The 15,678-nt window shown below is 65.1% G+C and carries 30 protein-coding genes and 1 pseudogene; 2 read left to right on the forward strand and 29 right to left on the reverse strand.

Annotated elements, in window-relative coordinates; translation table 11 throughout:
* Position 1 precedes the first annotated feature (1 nt).
* The 19 genes and pseudogenes from ACGFXC_RS24020 to ACGFXC_RS24110 all read right to left on the reverse strand — a co-directional run bounded on the left by ACGFXC_RS24020 (position 2) and on the right by ACGFXC_RS24110 (position 9,942).
* The gene (locus tag ACGFXC_RS24020; RefSeq protein ID WP_393715942.1) at positions 2–172 is read right to left on the reverse strand and encodes a hypothetical protein; all 171 of its coding nucleotides are present in this window, start codon (positions 170–172) and stop codon (positions 2–4) included.
* 63 nt (positions 173–235) lie between these two features.
* Entirely contained in the window at positions 236–409 is a 174-nt protein-coding gene (locus tag ACGFXC_RS24025; protein ID WP_393715943.1) for a hypothetical protein, read from the reverse strand.
* Positions 409–648, reverse strand: a complete 240-nt coding sequence (locus tag ACGFXC_RS24030; protein ID WP_393715944.1) for a hypothetical protein — start codon at positions 646–648, stop codon at positions 409–411. The genes ACGFXC_RS24025 and ACGFXC_RS24030 overlap by 1 nt, the downstream gene beginning before the upstream one ends.
* Entirely contained in the window at positions 641–916 is a 276-nt protein-coding gene (locus tag ACGFXC_RS24035) for a hypothetical protein (protein WP_393715946.1), read from the reverse strand. Before ACGFXC_RS24035 ends, ACGFXC_RS24030 begins: the two co-directional genes overlap by 8 nt.
* Before the next feature lie 100 nt (positions 917–1,016).
* Positions 1,017–1,256 carry a hypothetical protein gene (locus ACGFXC_RS24040; RefSeq protein WP_393715948.1) on the reverse strand — a complete coding sequence of 80 codons (240 nt, stop codon included), beginning with the start codon at positions 1,254–1,256 and terminating at the stop codon, positions 1,017–1,019.
* Positions 1,253–1,474 carry a hypothetical protein gene (locus ACGFXC_RS24045; RefSeq protein ID WP_393715950.1) on the reverse strand — a complete coding sequence of 74 codons (222 nt, stop codon included), beginning with the start codon at positions 1,472–1,474 and terminating at the stop codon, positions 1,253–1,255. The genes ACGFXC_RS24040 and ACGFXC_RS24045 overlap by 4 nt, the downstream gene beginning before the upstream one ends.
* Before the next feature lie 37 nt (positions 1,475–1,511).
* Positions 1,512–2,210 carry an FAD-dependent thymidylate synthase gene (gene thyX / locus ACGFXC_RS24050; RefSeq protein ID WP_393715952.1) on the reverse strand — a complete coding sequence of 233 codons (699 nt, stop codon included), beginning with the start codon at positions 2,208–2,210 and terminating at the stop codon, positions 1,512–1,514.
* A 70-nt stretch (positions 2,211–2,280) separates the two neighbouring features.
* Positions 2,281–2,793: a hypothetical protein gene (locus tag ACGFXC_RS24055; protein ID WP_393715953.1), complete on the reverse strand. Its 513-nt coding sequence runs from the start codon at positions 2,791–2,793 to the stop codon at positions 2,281–2,283.
* Positions 2,790–2,921 (reverse strand): hypothetical protein, encoded by a 132-nt coding sequence (locus ACGFXC_RS24060; protein WP_393715954.1) that lies wholly within the window; start codon positions 2,919–2,921, stop codon positions 2,790–2,792. The genes ACGFXC_RS24055 and ACGFXC_RS24060 overlap by 4 nt, the downstream gene beginning before the upstream one ends.
* Before the next feature lie 128 nt (positions 2,922–3,049).
* Positions 3,050–5,065 carry a ribonucleoside-triphosphate reductase, adenosylcobalamin-dependent gene (gene nrdJ, locus ACGFXC_RS24065; RefSeq protein ID WP_393715956.1) on the reverse strand — a complete coding sequence of 672 codons (2,016 nt, stop codon included), beginning with the start codon at positions 5,063–5,065 and terminating at the stop codon, positions 3,050–3,052.
* Between the two features lie 83 nt (positions 5,066–5,148).
* On the reverse strand, positions 5,149–5,832 hold the full coding sequence (locus ACGFXC_RS24070) for a hypothetical protein (protein ID WP_393715958.1): 684 nt from the start codon (positions 5,830–5,832) through the stop codon (positions 5,149–5,151).
* 48 nt (positions 5,833–5,880) lie between these two features.
* The gene (locus ACGFXC_RS24075; protein WP_393715959.1) at positions 5,881–6,681 is read right to left on the reverse strand and encodes a metallophosphoesterase; all 801 of its coding nucleotides are present in this window, start codon (positions 6,679–6,681) and stop codon (positions 5,881–5,883) included.
* On the reverse strand, positions 6,678–7,049 hold the full coding sequence (locus ACGFXC_RS24080) for a DUF3310 domain-containing protein (protein WP_393715961.1): 372 nt from the start codon (positions 7,047–7,049) through the stop codon (positions 6,678–6,680). The genes ACGFXC_RS24075 and ACGFXC_RS24080 overlap by 4 nt, the downstream gene beginning before the upstream one ends.
* Positions 7,046–7,741 (reverse strand): topoisomerase, encoded by a 696-nt coding sequence (locus tag ACGFXC_RS24085; RefSeq protein ID WP_393716397.1) that lies wholly within the window; start codon positions 7,739–7,741, stop codon positions 7,046–7,048. The genes ACGFXC_RS24080 and ACGFXC_RS24085 overlap by 4 nt, the downstream gene beginning before the upstream one ends.
* A gap of 43 nt (positions 7,742–7,784) precedes the next feature.
* Positions 7,785–7,991: pseudogene (locus tag ACGFXC_RS24090) on the reverse strand (hypothetical protein); the annotation flags it as partial.
* Positions 7,992–8,171: 180 nt separating this feature from the next.
* Complete coding sequence (locus tag ACGFXC_RS24095) at positions 8,172–8,375, reverse strand: hypothetical protein (RefSeq protein ID WP_393715963.1); 204 nt, start codon at positions 8,373–8,375, stop codon at positions 8,172–8,174.
* Positions 8,376–8,399: 24 nt separating this feature from the next.
* On the reverse strand, positions 8,400–8,825 hold the full coding sequence (locus ACGFXC_RS24100) for an endonuclease VII domain-containing protein (protein ID WP_393715965.1): 426 nt from the start codon (positions 8,823–8,825) through the stop codon (positions 8,400–8,402).
* A 9-nt stretch (positions 8,826–8,834) separates the two neighbouring features.
* Positions 8,835–9,650 carry an AAA family ATPase gene (locus ACGFXC_RS24105; protein ID WP_393715967.1) on the reverse strand — a complete coding sequence of 272 codons (816 nt, stop codon included), beginning with the start codon at positions 9,648–9,650 and terminating at the stop codon, positions 8,835–8,837.
* Positions 9,651–9,678: 28 nt separating this feature from the next.
* Positions 9,679–9,942 (reverse strand): hypothetical protein, encoded by a 264-nt coding sequence (locus tag ACGFXC_RS24110; RefSeq protein ID WP_393715969.1) that lies wholly within the window; start codon positions 9,940–9,942, stop codon positions 9,679–9,681.
* Between the two features lie 299 nt (positions 9,943–10,241).
* On the opposite strand from ACGFXC_RS24110, the gene ACGFXC_RS24115 reads away from it, so the two are divergent.
* The gene (locus tag ACGFXC_RS24115; protein WP_393715971.1) at positions 10,242–11,099 is read left to right on the forward strand and encodes a helix-turn-helix transcriptional regulator; all 858 of its coding nucleotides are present in this window, start codon (positions 10,242–10,244) and stop codon (positions 11,097–11,099) included.
* A 20-nt stretch (positions 11,100–11,119) separates the two neighbouring features.
* Positions 11,120–11,518, forward strand: a complete 399-nt coding sequence (locus tag ACGFXC_RS24120) for an acyl-CoA thioesterase (protein ID WP_393715973.1) — start codon at positions 11,120–11,122, stop codon at positions 11,516–11,518.
* Here the strand turns inward: ACGFXC_RS24120 and ACGFXC_RS24125 are convergent.
* From ACGFXC_RS24125 to ACGFXC_RS24170, 10 genes are all read right to left on the reverse strand, one after another.
* On the reverse strand, positions 11,515–12,333 hold the full coding sequence (locus tag ACGFXC_RS24125; protein ID WP_393715975.1) for a RecB family exonuclease: 819 nt from the start codon (positions 12,331–12,333) through the stop codon (positions 11,515–11,517). The two genes, ACGFXC_RS24120 and ACGFXC_RS24125, sit on opposite strands and share 4 nt — an antisense overlap.
* Before the next feature lie 81 nt (positions 12,334–12,414).
* Positions 12,415–13,029, reverse strand: a complete 615-nt coding sequence (locus ACGFXC_RS24130) for a hypothetical protein (protein WP_393715977.1) — start codon at positions 13,027–13,029, stop codon at positions 12,415–12,417.
* Positions 13,030–13,431: 402 nt separating this feature from the next.
* Positions 13,432–13,803 (reverse strand): hypothetical protein, encoded by a 372-nt coding sequence (locus ACGFXC_RS24135; RefSeq protein WP_393715978.1) that lies wholly within the window; start codon positions 13,801–13,803, stop codon positions 13,432–13,434.
* 4 nt (positions 13,804–13,807) lie between these two features.
* Positions 13,808–13,990: a hypothetical protein gene (locus ACGFXC_RS24140; protein WP_393715980.1), complete on the reverse strand. Its 183-nt coding sequence runs from the start codon at positions 13,988–13,990 to the stop codon at positions 13,808–13,810.
* Positions 13,987–14,187 carry a hypothetical protein gene (locus ACGFXC_RS24145; RefSeq protein WP_393715982.1) on the reverse strand — a complete coding sequence of 67 codons (201 nt, stop codon included), beginning with the start codon at positions 14,185–14,187 and terminating at the stop codon, positions 13,987–13,989. Before ACGFXC_RS24145 ends, ACGFXC_RS24140 begins: the two co-directional genes overlap by 4 nt.
* A 26-nt stretch (positions 14,188–14,213) precedes the next feature.
* Positions 14,214–14,477, reverse strand: a complete 264-nt coding sequence (locus ACGFXC_RS24150) for a hypothetical protein (RefSeq protein ID WP_393715984.1) — start codon at positions 14,475–14,477, stop codon at positions 14,214–14,216.
* Between the two features lie 6 nt (positions 14,478–14,483).
* Complete coding sequence (locus ACGFXC_RS24155; protein WP_393715986.1) at positions 14,484–14,678, reverse strand: hypothetical protein; 195 nt, start codon at positions 14,676–14,678, stop codon at positions 14,484–14,486.
* Positions 14,679–14,701: 23 nt separating this feature from the next.
* Positions 14,702–14,944 carry a hypothetical protein gene (locus tag ACGFXC_RS24160; protein ID WP_393715988.1) on the reverse strand — a complete coding sequence of 81 codons (243 nt, stop codon included), beginning with the start codon at positions 14,942–14,944 and terminating at the stop codon, positions 14,702–14,704.
* Positions 14,941–15,261: a hypothetical protein gene (locus tag ACGFXC_RS24165; RefSeq protein ID WP_393715990.1), complete on the reverse strand. Its 321-nt coding sequence runs from the start codon at positions 15,259–15,261 to the stop codon at positions 14,941–14,943. The genes ACGFXC_RS24160 and ACGFXC_RS24165 overlap by 4 nt, the downstream gene beginning before the upstream one ends.
* 1 nt (position 15,262) lies before the next feature.
* Entirely contained in the window at positions 15,263–15,463 is a 201-nt protein-coding gene (locus tag ACGFXC_RS24170) for a hypothetical protein (protein ID WP_393715991.1), read from the reverse strand.
* Positions 15,464–15,678 lie beyond the last annotated feature (215 nt).

Here is a 15,678-nt window from a genome sequence, read left to right on the forward strand (position 1 = left end):
GCTAGCGCTTGGAAAAGCGCCCCCGGGCGTCGCGGGTAGGCAGCGAGAGCTTGAGCTGACGGAACTCGGTTTCGAGGGCCTGGTAGTCGTCCTCCAGCTCCAGGTGCCGGCAGCGCAGCCGGCCGTACGCCTCGGCGCGTAGATCCAGCTCCTTGCCCTGCTCTGCGACCACCCTGTCCAGACGTCGGATCTCAAGCCGGGCGGCGTGGACTGCTGACTTGCGAACGAGCATGAGTTAGGGCTCCTGGACGACTGCGGGGTGGACGTGCACGGCACGGGTGTGGGCGTGGTTGATGCGGTGGGAGACCTGCTCTTCATAGATCAGGACGAAGTCGCGTTCGTAGACGACTTCGCCCTGGAACTCGTCCCCGGAGCCGTCCGGGTACTCGACGAAGATCAGATGTTCCATCAGGTGTCTTCACCCCCGCCACGGTTGACGAGGCGGTCAATGAAGCTGAAGGCGATCTCCTCGGCCACGGACTCGCTGAAGCCCTTCGCCAGGGCGTGCTTCTTCAGCTCCGCGGCCTTGGAGATGACGGCCGCCACCATCTCGCCGTACTGGTTCATCTGCGCGTCAATGACGTTGAACCCGGCGGCTTCCAGGTACCGGGCGAACTCGTCGGGGTCCGGCATACCGTTGTCAGTCATGGCGGGTGAACTCCTGGTAGATGCGGTGGGACTTGATCGATTCGCCGAGCTTGGCGTGGAGCTTCACGGCCGCGTCGAGGGAGAGGTGCAGCACTTCGGTGCTGGAGCTGCCACCCTCGCGATGGGTGCCGGTGACGACGATCGTCGGGTAGTCGTCGCGGTCCAGGCGGGGGCCGGCGTCGGCGTCCTGGCGGACCACTGATCGGTCGGTCTTGATCTCGGCCAGACGGGCGGCGACCCAGCCCGGGATGATGTTGTTGAAGCTCACTTCTCATCGCCCTTCCGCATGGCCCTGCCGATGCCGGCCACCACGAAGAGGAACAGGAGGACCAGGTTGGCTCCGAAGGCGATACTCACCGCGGTGTGCATCAGCTGGCCTCCTGGAAGAAGCGGACGAGTCGTTCCACGGTCTGTTCGCCCTTGATGGTGCGGATGCCGTTGGAGATCGTTGGCGCCACGGTGACGCCCTCGGAGGCGAGGTCTTCTGGGGCCCGGGTCTGGGCGTTGATGAAGAGGATGTCGTGGTGCGTCAGCTCCGCGGCCTCGATGGCGCGCGGCTTGGTCGCCTCACAGGGGTCGCAGTTGGGCAGGTAGTAGAACTTGATCATTTGCTCTCCTTGGGGAGTACGAACGAGCTGGTACGGTCGAAGGTCTCCCCGACCATGAACACGGCGACATCGAGATCCGGGCCGTAGCGGTTGAACAGGCCCCGCAGCACGTTGCGCACCTGCTTGTGGTCCTTGGCGAACCGGAACTCCGAGCCGTGGTTCCAGCCCCAGCGGGCGGAGTAGACGATGAACTGCGGGAGGTCGGTGAAGGTGGCCATCAGGTCTCCCAGTGAGTGGTGTTGCGCGGTGTGGGGGTCAGGGGGCGACACGGCCGTGCTTGTCGAAGGCGGCGAACGCCTCGGGCGCGACGGCCTGGGCCTGCTCCTCGACCTTCTTCGCGGCCTGCTCGATCTCGTACAGAGGGAAGGTCGGAACCGTGGAGTTGGGATGGTTCCAGCGCAGCGAGAGGAAGTTGAGCAGCGCACGGCCGTTCACGGTCCAGTAGAAGGACGTGTACAGGCTCACCGGCAGAACGTTGCGGGCGGTCTCCCGGGCGACGCCCTCGCTCAGAAGGTGTTGGTAGAAGTTCCACCCGGCCATGGCCATGTTCTTGTGGCACATCACGGTGGTGTCGGCCTGCTGCTGGGTCCCGGCCTCGAAGGTGTACGCACCGGGGGTGCCGATCTGCTTGAGCGGGCGTTCGGTGCTGGGGACGTAGAAGACGGGGTCGAGTACCTGGTAGCGGCCGGAGACCTCGTTGAAGCTGCCGATGCGGTGGCGGAACCATTCCCTGGCGACGAAGAGAGGTACGTCGATCTTGAACTGGAACACCACGGCCTCGAAGGGACTGCCATGACGGTCCCTGGCGAGGAAGTTGATCAGTCCCTTGTCCCGTTCGGGGTCGCCGGCCTCGGTGCCGGAGGAGACGCGGGCGGCGCGCACTATGGAGTGGTCCCCGCCCATGGCGTCGATCAGCTGGACGCCCATGTCGGATCGGAACTCGATCTCGGTCATTCATGCCTTCCGGAGGTGGGGCCCGGACGGGTGCCGGGCCCCCGGTTGCTCAGTGGGTCTGTCGTGTCGGCTACTTGGCCTTGAAGGTGCCGTCCTTCTGGCGCCACAGCGGGGGGCACTGCTCGCTCTTCGGGACGCCCTGCGGGGCGCCGCAGAACTGCGCGGCCCAGCTCCCGCCGTCCTTGAAGTTCCGCTTGCCGTGTTCACAGGTGAACTCGCCTTCCTGGGCCTGGTGCTGGACCTTGCCGCCCTGGAAGCTCGGCTTGCCCTTCGGCTTCTCGGGGGCGATGTGCTGGGAGCGGACGTAGGAGGCCGCCTTGGCGGTGAGGTCGATGAGGCCGACTTCCTGCATAGCGTGGATCAGGTCACGGCCCCGCTCGGCGGTCTCCTGGGCGGTCTGGCCGTAGACGGCTGGGGTCAGCCATTCGCCGCTCATCTGGTCCGCGGCCTTGAGCGTGAAGCCGATCTTGAAGGGGTTCGGGGCGGACGCGACGGCGGCCGGCATCGTGTTGTTGACGGCATGCGCCGGGGCCGGGGCCTGCTCGGTGGCGGCCTGGTTGGTGGCGAAGGGGTCGAAGGTCATGCAGCGTGCTCCAAGTCGTCGCGACGGGTGGTGAACTGGTCGATGAGCTCGGCTCCGGTCATCTCCACCCATTCGCCACCGCCACGCTTGATCATGACCATCACGATGGGGTCGGATTCGGGACTCATCAGCTTCTTTCCTGTGTGGATGTAAAGTCAGCGGGGAAAGAAAAGGAGGGGCGGCAAAGTCCTCGCTCCCTCACCCTTAAGATCCCATGACGAGTGTGTGGATGTCAAGTCGAGTACCGCGAGGCAGCTCACTTGATCGGGCAGGCGCCCGTGGCGCAGTCGAGGTCGACGGCGTCTCCGGACTCCTTGGCCGCGGCCCGCTCGTACTCCTCCCGGCTGATGCGCTCATAGGGCGCCTGGGCATAGCTTCCCTCCGGAAGCACGGTGGTCCCCTTGATCTCGGGCAGGTACTTGAGCAGGGCCGCACGGAGATCGTCGCGGCTCACCTTGAGCGGATCGAAGTTGACCGTGAAGCTGATCGCGGAGTCCACGAAGACCTCCTGGTAGAAAGCCTGGACGGCCAGCATCTGTTCCACGGACAGGTCGTCGGCGCACTCGACGATCCCCTCCGCCCGCACCCCCGCCGGCCCGAAGGTCCGGGTGATCTCCTGGAGGAGGGTGTCCTCCGTGGGGATGGTGACGACCTTGGTGTACGGGGCGTACATGCAGTCCTCGACCTGGTAGCCCTGCTCCTCGTACCTGCGGAGCTGTTCCATCTGCTTGGGGTCGATGGCGGAGAACCTGATACGCCGGTTGAACCACTTCGCGTAGATCGGGTGCAGCCCCTCCGAGACGCCGCTGAGCTTCGACACCGAGCCCGTGGGCGCGATGGTGGTCAACTTCACCGGAACCGGGATGCGCAGCTCGCGGGCGTATCGCTGAGCCGTGGTCTCCACGTGCCCGTACAGCTCCCGCAGCAGCGGGCCCATCCAGCTGTCGGGGATCTCGGAGAACCGCAGTCCGTTGAGGTTGGCGAACCACTGGACTCCGAGGTGCCCAAGCCCGATGCGGCGGTCTCGTTCCATCACCTCCTTCTGCTTCGGGTAGGTGATGTCCCCGTACGTCGCGCGGATCAGGTAGCGCGTCATCAGCCTGTGGGCCTCGAAGAGGCGGTCCTCGTCCTCCGGGTTGGCGAAGGCGGCGAGATTGATGTGGCCGAGCGTGCAGCTACCCATTTCCGGAAGTGGCTGCTCTCCGCACGGATTGGTGGCGACCGTCGTGTTGGGTTCGTCCCGGTTGGACAGCTCCTCGTTCCAGAAGCCGGGTTCCCCGTTGATGTACATGGCGTCCACCACGGCATCGAAGACCGAGAGAGCTTCGGAATCCGGTTCGCGGTCTGCTGCCACGCCCTCGATGAACGCGGCGTCGGTGACGACCGAGAGGTTCGTCGTCCACATGCCGCCGCTCTTCTTGACGTTGATGAACTGGTGGATCTCGGGATCGGTCCAGTGCATCATGCTCATCCGGGCGCTGCGCCGGTTGCCGCCGGACACCACACACTCCGCGATCAGGTGATCGATCTCCATGGCCTCCAGGCCCGATATGGGACGCTTGAAGCCTGCGGCCACGTTCATGACCCGCGCCACCTCGATGAGGAGCTTGGACAGGGGCACGGGGCCACTGGCGATACCGCCGAAGGTGCGCAGCGGGGCGCCGGCGGGACGTACGCCTGAGAGGTCGTAGACCCGCTTGCGGTTCTTCACGCCCTGGCGGAGGAAGGTCTCGATGAGGTCGACCAGGGCCTCAGCCCATCCCTCCCGGGAGTCGGCCACCCGGTAGGCGCCGGGCCACTCGTGGCTGTACTCGTCGGAGAGGTAGCCGGCCTCCTTCATGGCGGCGTGGTCCTGGTGGTCCTCTCCGCACACGAGGTGGATCTCCAGCTCGTTCTCCACGGGCTCGGCGGGCTGCGCGTCGCGACCGTATCGGGCGCCTACCCCTCCGCCTTCCATCAGCCTCATGAAGGTGAACTCGGCGTGGTCGGCCAGTCCGCGCGCCCAGGGAGCAACGTGGCAGTTGTAGAGGAACTGGCGGCCCGGGACGCCGCTCGCCCACAGGTGCCGGCCAGCCGGAATGATCTCCAGCTCGGTGAGCATCTGGGTCAGGGTCTCGGCTTCGCCGGGTTCGATGAAGCGTTCGTCGACCAGCTCGGTGTTGCCGCGTACGACGCGTTCGACGGTCTGGGACCAGTCTTCAAGGGCGCCGTCCGGGAGCGGGCGGGCGTAGGTGCGCCGGTAGACGTCGTGGCCGGTCTGCGTGAACTTCATGCGGGTCCTCTTCCTTCTGGGTGTCTTGCCGGTACTCGTAGTCGTCAGGGTCTTTGAGGTCGCCCCAGGGGGTGAGCCAGCCGTCAGCCGTCATAGCCGGTGCCGGTGATCACACGGGCGGAGGCGTTGGTCAGGGCCCGACGGGAGCCGGGTCCGTCGTGGGCGGACTTGTGCAGCGCTGCACTGCCGTTCATGCGGATGGTCAGGGCCTCCACCGCGCGGGTCAGGTCGCGGCGCTCGACGTTGTTGAGGGTGGCGCCGTCCACGTACCGGCGCACGATGACGTCGCGCTGGCCCCGGGTGAGCTGGGTGAAACCGCGCTCCAAGTCGATCTTGTCGTCCACGTTGACGCGGGTGACGAAGTCTTTCTTCGACCTCCGGCCTGTGACGAGGGAGTTGATCTGGGCCGCGAACAGGTTGCCCTCGTCGGCCTTGATGAGCAGGCCGGAGGCGAGCAGCTTGCGGACGTGGTCGGTGGTGTAGGAGAAGTTTCCGTGGAACTGGCGGTGACGGTTGATCTCCGCGCTCGCCACCTGGTTGGCCATGATCAGCAGGGCCTTAAAGATGGTGCGGTCCCCACCGATGTCTCCGGAGTCCAGGAGCTTGCGGGCGGCGTTCTCGCAGTCGATGAAGCGCTCCATCACGCCTTGGGCCAGGTCGTCGGCCTCGACTGTGCCGGGATACTTCTTGGCGACGATCCCGCCGGCCTTGGTGGCGGCGATGTAGAGCTTGTCCCACTCGTCGGCGGTGATCTCGACGTGCGTCATGAAGGGCCCTTCTTGTGTGGATGTAAAATCGCGGACGTGCGGGGCCGGCTAGACGGCCTTGACGAAGTGGCCCCTGTCGTTGCGGGGCAGTGCGCCGTACCGCTGGCCCTCGACCACGAAACTCCCGTCGTCTTCGACCGGGATGGCGTGCGGTGTGGCGTTGCACTGGCCTGCGTAGAGAAGCCCGAAGCCGCGCTGCCAGTTCGCCGGACCCCCCTGGAGGTATCCGGCCTTCCGCGCGTCCATGAGGTGTCCGACTTCGAAGCCGTAGGTGACCTTGAACTTGCCCGCGAAGCCCGTCGAGTTGGGGCAGATGGCGAGCTTGTGCGTGTGCCCCATGACCAGTGACCTGCCTGCCTTGATCGCCTTGCTGGCGGCTGTGCGTCCCGGAATTTGGCTCATGCCCTTGCTTTCGTGTCCGTGGACCGCGACCCAGCCGGGAGCGATCGGGTAGTAGGCGGGCAGCAGCTCGACGCGGTACTCCTCGAAGTCGAGGAGCTGGTCCAGGTCGAAGTACTTGGCGTCTGCGAGGGCCGGCGCGTTCCTCGCGAGGTAGGTCCGCGGCCGTAGGTCGTGGTTCCCTTCGAGCACTCCTAGGGGTCCGTCGTAGACCTCACGCAGCGGGGTGAGGAACTTCGCCTTGGCGTACTCGGCGTCCCGCAGGACGTTGGTCTGGAACTCGGTTTTGGTGCCCGAGTTCCAGCGGCTCGGCTCGGGGAAGTCCATCAGGTCCCCGATCTGGATCACCGCGTCCGGGGCGTACTCCCCGATGAACCTGATGACGTTGCGCAGTGCCCGGGTGTCTTCGTAGGGCATCTGGGTGTCGGAGATGACGACGATCCGCTTCACTTGCTCTCCTTGCTCTCGGCCTTGGTGATGGCCCACGTCAGGTACTGGGCGGCCTTCTTCAGGTCCTGCACCTCGGAGCCCTTGTACGGGGCCCTGAGCACGTACTTCAGGACGTTGCCGGTCAGGAAGTCGTGGTGGCGGGTGATCTCGATGGCCTCGATGCCGCTCGGGTGGCTGGTGTAGTGGGCCGGGCGGCTCACCCCGTCATCGGCGTATGTGGATGTCAAGTCCTGGGCCGCTTCGAGAGCGCTCTGCCATGCGGGAGCCCATCGCTCTCGACGCTTCGCGATGTGCTCTTCCTGGTCCTGGAAGGCGAGTTTCATGATCTCCTGCGACCGTGTGAGCGGCGTGCCGTTGTCGTCCTTCATCCCTTGCCCACCTTGTTCAGTACGGCCTCGCGGCCGTGGTTCTTGTAGGTCTTGTTCACGTCCAGGCCGGGGCCGAAGGGCACCACCAGGCCGGAGGGGAGCCGGCGGGCGACAGTCTCGGCGAACTCCCGGCCGGCCTCGTCGCCGTCCGCGAGGACCCAGACACGCCGGTAGCCGACGAAGAGCTTGTCGAAGTGGCTCTTCCATCCCTTGACGCCCTGGATGCCGACCGCGGGAAGCCCGCACATCGCGGCCGTCCAGGTGTCCGGTTCCCCCTCGCATACGGCTATCTCGTCGGACTCCTGCTGGAGGGCGAGCGTGTTGTAGATGCGGTGAGTGTCCCCGGCCATCGATTGCATCTTGCCGTGGCCGGTGTGCGTCTCCTCGTCGAGGAAGGCGCCGGTCGCGTCGCGGACACATTCGGGACGGACGCAGCGGAAGCGCAGTGCGACCACGCTCCAGTCCCCGAGCGCTCCCCGCCGCAGGTAGGGGACGGCTATGGTTCCCCGATACTGCTCGAAGCCGCTAGGCGCCGAATCGCCGACGTACCCGAGACTGAAACGTTCGGCCGTCTCCTGGTCCAGACAGCGGTGTCCCACCAAATACTCTTCGGCCGGCGACCCTTCGAATTCCTCGCGGAAGGTCTTCGCCGCTCCCCAGAGCAGCTTCTTCCGCTCGTCGCTGAGCCTCACTGAACGTACATCCTTCTTCTCTCATGATGATCGAGTAGGCGGTTCCCCTGAAGTCGCACGCCTGGCAGTTCGCGCAGCCCAGGTCGTAGTTGACGCTCGCGGACGGGGTGTCCTCGTCGTGCGAGGGGCAGAGGCATTTCACCCAGCCTGGCCGGTACTCGGGCGGGTCCCAGTGCGGGTAGTAGATGCGCAGCACTTCACGGATGGGGCCGGGCTCGATGTCATCGCGCGGGGCGCTGAAGCGGCTCACGCAAACTACCAAAATAACTAACCGTGACCGGAAACTTCCGGTGGGACTGGCTCATCAGGGTCCACGTCGGGTCAAGGGTGCCGGGCGAGATGCGGTCGATTCGCTGGCTCTTACCTGTACGGGAGGGCCCCTGCACGTCGTCGTTCATGTCGCTCCTGGCGTGTGGATGTCAAGCACTGGTCAGTAGGAAAGCGTCGAGAACGGGCCCTGGGGCTCGCCGTCCTCGTACGCGAAGTGGCGGGAGAAGGTGATCTTCACCGGGGAATCGGTCATGCCCTTCACCAGGGCCTTGATGACCTTCGCGATCTCGTCGGCCTTCTCGTCGGAGAGGGTGGAGGAGACGCCAACCATGAAGCTGGCTCGCGGTGTTGCCTTCATCGTCATGCTGCCTTCCTGTTCGTGTGGATGTCAAGTCGACGGGCGAAAAAATCGCTGCCCGATCAGGCGGACAGCAGGGGGATCTTCCAGGTACTCGGCCGCGTTGCGGGCGATCTCTGGATCATCGCGCAGCCCCTTCGCGAGGAGCTGTCGGTTGCACCTGGCGCAGCACAGGCCGCGGACGACACCTGTCCTGTGGCAGTGGTCGACGTCGAGACGCGCGGTGCGTGACTGTCGGCAGATGGCGCAGACGCCGCCCTGGAGGCGAAACAGCTCGTCGTACTCTCCGGGCTGCAAACCGTACGTGGCCTGCACGCGTGAGGCGTGCGAGGACCTGGAGCGCGCCTTGCGCTGGCAGGTGGTGCAGATGCGGCCCCGGGCACCGGTGTAGAACCTCGCGGCCCGGCACAGCTGACACTTCTCGCACCTCTTGAATCCCTTCTTGCAGTCGGTCATGCCCCTCCCTCAGTACGCGATGGTCGAGAACGTGTCGTCGGTGATCTGCATCGCGTTGCCGTCGAAACCAAGACGGACGAACGTCTGGCCGCTGGCGTCCGACCGGCCGGCGCGGTTCTTCACGGTGCTCACGGCGAGCACGCCGTCTTCAGGCTTATGCAGGGTCAGCACGAGTGCGGGAACCCGCGTGATCTGCCCTTTGACCCCGGACATCGGAATCGGGCTCTGGCCGTCGTTGTGAGGGCCTGTGGTGTGGTGCAGGCCGGCGACGTGGGCGCCCGTCTCCCGGGCCATGCTGTTGGCCCAGTCCATCAGGCTTTCCAGCCCACCGAAGGGGTCCTCGTCGTTCGCCGAGGTGCCGCCCCTGATGTTGGTGATGTTGTCGAGGACCACCATGTGGGCGTCCTCCCCGTACAGCTCATACCAGGCCGAGACCGTGTCCTCGATGTCGTCGATCGTGGGCGAGGCCGCGTAGTCGAAGCGGATCGGATGCCCGTCGAGCACAGACGCGTAGCGCGTGATGTCGTTGCGGCGCACGGCCGCCATGGACTCCGCCATGTCGACCTCGGTCAGGATGCTGATGGCTCGGCCGAGCTGGATGTCCGCCGACGAGTCAGCGGAGAAATAGATCGTGGGGATTGGCGTCTCGGCCTTGAGGACTCGACTGAGGGTGAAGGCCGACTTGCCAGTACCACCGCCGGCCACGGTCAGGGAGAGCTGGCCGCGGATGAACCGGGTGCCGGCCCTGTCCATGCTCCGGAAGGCCGGCGGGAGCGGATCACCCGCGTCGCCCTTGGCCCGGAGGGATTGCGTCAGGGTGTACAAGGTTTTCCTCCTGCTGCTGTCGACGGCTTCATGCGACCCGGGCCGCTGCGGCTTGGCGCAGCTCCGCGAGCTGCCCGTTCAGCTCCGCGATACCCTGCATCACTTCGGCGATCCTGTCGTCCATGTCCGCCTGCAAGGTCACGAGCAGTCGAGCATGCTCGGCGTCCATGGCTCCGTGAGTCACGGTCGCCTCCGCGTTGGGGCACTTCGCCCAGGCAATGGCCGCCGCTGCGACGGTATCGACGGCCGCGATCATGCCTGGTGTGATCGAGTGCACAAAATTGGCAATCATGTCATCCCTTGAGACAGAACATCCACAATGCGAGATGTGTCCGATTTGATAGGCGCGCCCACGACGCGCTGAAACCTCGGGCCACGACAGGGCAGTTGAGCCCCCCGCGGCTAGGTCTAGACCAGTATTGACCATGGGGATGCGGAACCCGGTTTCCGGAACGAGCCTTCCGGAAGCAACCTTCCGAGTCACACAGCCGTCTAGTTTTAACCCTGCTTTACCTGCACCAGATCCCGCCTTTGCGATCATCTCTTGCCTGCCGTACGTTTGTGCGAGCTTTTTCGAAAGGGAAGAAAGTGGTGAACGAGGCATTCGCCCCGTCGGTTCCGCAGGGTGGTTCCGAACAGGGCGATGAGATGTCAGGTCTTCCGCGGTTTCTGCGGGCCTGGCGAGGTGCGGCCGGCGTCAAGATGGGGCAGAAGCGCCCCATGTCCCAGGCGACCGTCGCCGTGCGGTGCGGCATGAGTGACCGGTGGTACCGGGACCTGGAAAAGGGCTTCCTGCCCCGACCGGACCGGGACGCCATGGAGCGCCTTGCGGACGCGCTCCTACTGGAACCCGACCAGCGCCTGACGCTCTTCCTGTACACGGTGGGCTGCAATCCGCCGGCCGGTGTGACGGCCGCGCACGACTACAACTCCCCTGAACACAGGGCGATTCAGCTCGTGCTCGATCAGCAGCACCCGCGGCCTGCCTACGTCTCCGACGCCGACTGGAACATCGTCGCCTACAACCGCGCGATGGGGCAGTGGTTCCCCTGGGTGCGCGAGGACGGCGCCAACCTCATGCACTGGGGCCTCATCGGTCATGAGTCCCGCGAGCAGATGGTGAGCTGGGACAGTCACGCACGCGTGTACCTGAGCATGATCCGTCTGGAGATGGCTCGCAAGCGGCCTGGAAGCGTACTCCCGAAGATCCTCGCGAAGGCGCTCGAAGATCCACTCGTGCGTAGCTACTGGGACGAGGACACGACCGTTGTCGCCAATCGGGATGGTCATCATTTCCGGCTGCGAATTCCTCGTTTTGAGCAGGAGATCGACCTCATCTCGCAGGTCTTCGTACCTGCACGTTTCGACAACCTCCGCCTGGTCCTGTTGACCTGGCCGCACGAGAAGGAAAGCCCGCTCGGCTTCCTCGTCCCACCCGGCAACATCTAAAGCTGCGCAAGGAACCTCCCGTGACCTACACCTACCAGTGCCCTGTCCGCTGGTCCGACATGGACGCGAACGGGCACGTCAACAACGCGATCTACGCTCGGTACCTGGAAGAAGCGCGGATGAACGCATTCGCCGACCTGGTACCTGACGACCCCCAGGATCGCCTGACCAGTAACTTCGTCGTGTCGGAACAGACGATCAAGTTCACTCGCCCTCTGGTCTACCGCGCCGAACCCGTGTCCGTCGTGATGTCGGTGGTCGAGATCCGCCCGGTGAGCTTCAAGCTCTCCTGCGAGATCCGCGACGCAGACACCGTCTTCGTGACGGCGACCACACAGATGGTTGCCTTCGACTCCGCAATGGGCCGGCCTCGCCGACTCAGTGAAGACGAACGGGTCTCGCTCGAACGCTTCTGCTAGGACGCGTCGTACCGGCACGAACGGCGTACAGGGCATCGCTGGCAAATCTCGGGGGCCGGCGAGGGGGAGAAGTCCCCCGCCTTGACGCCTTCGTCCATCGCCTTGAAGCGGTCGACGACCTCAGCTGCGGAACCCAGTCGCCGCACGCGGCTCGGGCGCCCGGTCTTCCCGGACCAGTAGTCGCCAGCAGCGCATTCGAGTCCGTACTGCTCTTGGAGGGCCAGCCCGTACGTGTCGAGCTGGAAGGTGTCGTTCATCGCGGGGATCTGTCCGGTCTTGATGTCCCGGACCAGAGGCCCGTGCTTGGGGTGCTCGATCACCTGGTCGATGAATCCGATGACATGCACGCCGTCCAGCGTGACATCGAATCGCTGCTCGATCGCGGGCACGCCGTCGGCTGACTTCCAGATCGTTTCGTCGGGATGCGCCCTGTACCAGCTCACATAGCTCTCCACCTGCTCCCTTCCAAGTGACCAGCGCCGCTCAAGGTCAGTGAAGCCCGGGTACGGGCCACTGGCCTGCCACCCCTCCTCGTCGGGCTCGGCCTCCAGGGCCTCATTCGCCATCCGCGTGTAGACCCGGCCGAACACGGCCTGGGCATCGTCGAGCGCCATCTGCCGGCCGCTCTTCTCCCACGCCTCGGCAGCGGAGTGGACCGCGACCCCCTGGGCCAGCCAGGCCGCCTGCAACTCCGCTTCCCTGGCGATTCTCGTGAGGAAGTAGGCATGCGGACACTGCTCGTACTGCTTCGTCTGTGAGACGGACCGCGGCTTCGTCCTGTACGCCTCGGCCCGCTCCTCCATGGTGACGCTCAAGTGCTCTCCAAAACGTGTGGATGTCAAGTGTGCGAGGGAAGGAAGGGCCCCGTTGGGGGCCCTTCCTCAGCTTGCTGTGTATTACTCGGCGGCCCGCTTCAGCGCTTCGTCGATCACCTTGCGGGTGAACACCTTCCGCTGCTGCGGGGTCGGCTTCTCGTGCGGACGGACGATCAGGTCGCCGTCGGCCGGCACCCGGGCCTCCAGGCGCCACCCGCCGCACTGTGCCAAGTCGTTACCGGGCTGCGCGGGGTCATGAACGATGATCTCGCTCTCGTCGAGCGTCGCCCACCAGTTACGCAGCTCCCGCCACCGGACAGCCGTGAAGCTCGACGGGTCCGGATTCAGCGCAAACTTCATATGGGCGGTGATGTAGTTGTACAGCGAGCACTGCTGCTGATGTGCCGGCACTGCGAACGGCCGGAGCTCCTTGAGATTGGAGCGGTCACCCTGATCGAGCTGGCTCGCGTCCCCCTTGATGTGGTGGTAGACGCCTTGCCGGGTGATGCCGTAGAGGTCGGCGATGTCCTGGACGGACATCTCCTTCTTCATGTCGGTGCGCAGCCGCCTAATCGCTTCCGGGCTTGCACCTTCTTCGGCGACCCGTCGGAGATGCCGTCGCCTTTCCGAGGACACTCCCTTGTCCTTCAGCTTCTCGAAAAGCGCCTCGCGCTTCTCCTCCACACTCTTACCCATGTCGGTGATCGTAAGTTTCGCCGTGTGTGGTTGTCAAGTGAGACCCTCTCCCCGCGAGGCCCTACCAGCGGTTACCCCCTGGTCAGGGCCCATCCGAGAATCAGCATCGCGAGCACCGCCCCCACAAGAGGCGACGAAACGAATGCCAGGATCGAGAAAGCCAGCGTTACGCCGAGCGCCCTCACGGTCGTCTCGACCGGCACACCGCTCCGAACGAATTTCCGCCCGGCCGCCGCGCATGCCGGCGTCACCACGACAACTGCACCGAGCCATACATTCAATTTTCATTACCTGCTCTCAGTCCTCAAATTACGTATCGACTGTGTGGATGTCAAATCATCCGGAGTGGGGCGGACCCGGAATCCGCCCCCCACCCCGGCCGGCCTCGGTGCCGACACCCGGTTATGGAGCGATGCGCTCGATGTATTGAGCCATCAGTTCCGCGTGCAGGGCGTTGAGTTCGGCTGCCCGGTCGGATTCGCCTTGGCGGTTCGCCTGCAACCTCAACTGGACCAGCCCGGAGAACACGTCACCGAGCTGCCTGTCGGTGAGTTCGTACGGCCTTGGCTGCTCCTGCTCAGCCTCACGGATGTACTTGATCGAGGAGTGCGGGACGACTGTACGGTCGTTGGCCTCGGGCCCAAGGCTCTGCCGGAAGACCGCGCACAACTCTCCGTAGAGGGTGCTGAACGCCGACTCGATGAAGAATCCCGTCGCCTCCTTCTGAAGTACGAGGTCGAAGTACACGAACCTTTTGCCGTGATCGAGATTCACCGCGCTACCTTCCGCACTCGATGCAACCGTTCATGTGGTTGTGGATCTTGCGCGCAACCCACCGCTTGTCGATGGTCAGTGCCGCTTTAAACTTGGGGTCGCCCGTCCTGTCGTACCGCTCCTGGTCGACCGCCCAGCCCTTGCGCAAGCTGTCGCGTATCCCCTGGGCTTTGGTGCAGAGGATCACCGGATCTTGCGCTCCCTCGTCATCGCCGTGGGGTCCTCACGGTCCAGCTCCCATTGCCCGTGGTCGTCGCAGTAGGCCGTGGCGAGCCAGCGCCGAATCCCGTACCTCTCCAGGTCCATCCACCGGGTGGCTGGTGCTCCGCAGTTCCAGATCCAGCAGCCCACCCGACCGTCGTCGAGCGTCTGGAAGTGTTGCACTTCGCTCTTGGTGCCGCCCTTGCCCATCAGGAACGCTCCTCGCCGAGCAGGGCCTTCCGGGCCTCCAGGCGGAAGGACTCCGTGGGCACCTCCAGAGCCTCGGCCCAGGCCGGCCAGAACCGGTAGGCAGGCACCCGCTCACCGGCCAGCACACGCCAAACAGTGGTGTGAGCCGTACCGATGGCAGCGCCGAGATCCTTGATCGCTCCCGACTTCGGTATGTCCACGTCGAACCCGGCCTTGACCGCCGCCTTTTCGACCCAGGCCGCGAACGCGGTGTGATTCCTCATGTCGCCCTACTCCGCTCGCTTGAGGGTCCGCGCCGGGAACCCGATACTTCCGCCGTACATGCGCTCGGCGTTCCTGTCGTTGGTGCGCAGCACAAAGTTGTGACTGCCGTTCTCCCACTCGATGACCTTCACCACGCGGAAGTCGATGGGGTGACCCTTCTCGTTGAACATGACGCCGCCGGCCATGTTCCGAAGATGCACACGATCTCCCTCGGTGTACTCGCTCACGCGTCCAGCTCCTCGACCTCGGTGTCCGGAAGGACCGTCACGAAGTTCTGTCGCGTCGGGGCCGCGGCGGGGTCCTCGTCCACGTGCAGCCGTACGGCAGGCACCCGCTTCAGGTTCCACTGCGCCTTCACCTGCTGGGGCTCCGCGACGAGGTACCCCTCGCGGGTCACGTTCCAGCCCCGGGTGTCGTGTCCCGTGACCTTGATGCGGTCGCCCACCGTCAGATTCTCGATCTTCATCGGTACCAAACGTCCTCTCCGGTCCTGCTCTTCTGCGTCACGTACTGGGACCAGTCCGCAACCACCAACTCGGGATCTCCGTTGGTGATCACAGAGCCCTCGACATCCACGAGGGCGCCGGCCGGGTGCGTCCTGCGCACCACGGCCCGGAACCACGCCCCCTTCTCCGTCACCGCTACGTTGAGCACGTCACCGGCCTCTAGGCCCTCGTACTCCGCTGCTTCCGAGAACCACGGCACGCAGTCGAAGCTGTGCCGCTCGAACTCCGAACTGATCGCCGCCTGGCACTTGTCGCAGCGGCTCACCGGCTCGCCCACCTCATCCCCTCCGTATCCGTACGTTCTCCAGCGGAATGACCTCCAGGTCCCGGCACACCTCCGCGTAGGTCTGGCGTGGCAGCCCATACCTCTTGGGCTCGATCACCACGGCCGTAATGTGGCCCTTCTTCATGGGGTTGTCCGAGTACACGGCCCCGACGACCACCCCGTCGAAGACATGGCGGAAGCTCTTGAACTTCACCGGCACCCCGTGGCGGATACGCCTCGGGTGCGGCGGGCGGCCCTTCACGGGCGCCGCCCCCTTCCGAAGGCCGCCTTGTACTCCTCATCCGTGAAGGCCCGGATGAGATTCGCCAGGGCATCGAGCTGCCCGTTCACCACGGAGCACATTGCTCCCGCACTGCTGTCGCACTCCTCGCACTGCCCCAGGTGCTCTCTCTGCTCCGCGCAGATCCG

The organism is Streptomyces sp. NPDC048507 (assembly GCF_043199995.1).
Classification (GTDB): domain Bacteria; phylum Actinomycetota; class Actinomycetes; order Streptomycetales; family Streptomycetaceae; genus Streptomyces.

Bases quoted from the DNA above. Each gene is read 5' to 3' on its own strand.
- ACGFXC_RS24025 (WP_393715943.1), bottom strand. From the start codon at position 409: ATGGAACATCTGATCTTCGTCGAGTACCCGGACGGCTCCGGGGACGAG.
- ACGFXC_RS24030 (WP_393715944.1), bottom strand. From the start codon at position 648: ATGACTGACAACGGTATGCCGGACCCCGACGAGTTCGCCCGGTACCTG.
- ACGFXC_RS24040 (WP_393715948.1), bottom strand. From the start codon at position 1,256: ATGATCAAGTTCTACTACCTGCCCAACTGCGACCCCTGTGAGGCGACC.
- ACGFXC_RS24045 (WP_393715950.1), bottom strand. From the start codon at position 1,474: ATGGCCACCTTCACCGACCTCCCGCAGTTCATCGTCTACTCCGCCCGC.
- thyX (WP_393715952.1), bottom strand. From the start codon at position 2,210: ATGACCGAGATCGAGTTCCGATCCGACATGGGCGTCCAGCTGATCGAC.
- ACGFXC_RS24055 (WP_393715953.1), bottom strand. From the start codon at position 2,793: ATGACCTTCGACCCCTTCGCCACCAACCAGGCCGCCACCGAGCAGGCC.
- ACGFXC_RS24060 (WP_393715954.1), bottom strand. From the start codon at position 2,921: ATGAGTCCCGAATCCGACCCCATCGTGATGGTCATGATCAAGCGTGGC.
- nrdJ (WP_393715956.1), bottom strand. From the start codon at position 5,065: ATGAAGTTCACGCAGACCGGCCACGACGTCTACCGGCGCACCTACGCC.
- ACGFXC_RS24070 (WP_393715958.1), bottom strand. From the start codon at position 5,832: ATGACGCACGTCGAGATCACCGCCGACGAGTGGGACAAGCTCTACATC.
- ACGFXC_RS24080 (WP_393715961.1), bottom strand. From the start codon at position 7,049: ATGAAGGACGACAACGGCACGCCGCTCACACGGTCGCAGGAGATCATG.
- ACGFXC_RS24095 (WP_393715963.1), bottom strand. From the start codon at position 8,375: ATGACGATGAAGGCAACACCGCGAGCCAGCTTCATGGTTGGCGTCTCC.
- ACGFXC_RS24100 (WP_393715965.1), bottom strand. From the start codon at position 8,825: ATGACCGACTGCAAGAAGGGATTCAAGAGGTGCGAGAAGTGTCAGCTG.
- ACGFXC_RS24110 (WP_393715969.1), bottom strand. From the start codon at position 9,942: ATGATTGCCAATTTTGTGCACTCGATCACACCAGGCATGATCGCGGCC.
- ACGFXC_RS24130 (WP_393715977.1), bottom strand. From the start codon at position 13,029: ATGGGTAAGAGTGTGGAGGAGAAGCGCGAGGCGCTTTTCGAGAAGCTG.
- ACGFXC_RS24150 (WP_393715984.1), bottom strand. From the start codon at position 14,477: ATGAGGAATCACACCGCGTTCGCGGCCTGGGTCGAAAAGGCGGCGGTC.
- ACGFXC_RS24160 (WP_393715988.1), bottom strand. From the start codon at position 14,944: ATGAAGATCGAGAATCTGACGGTGGGCGACCGCATCAAGGTCACGGGA.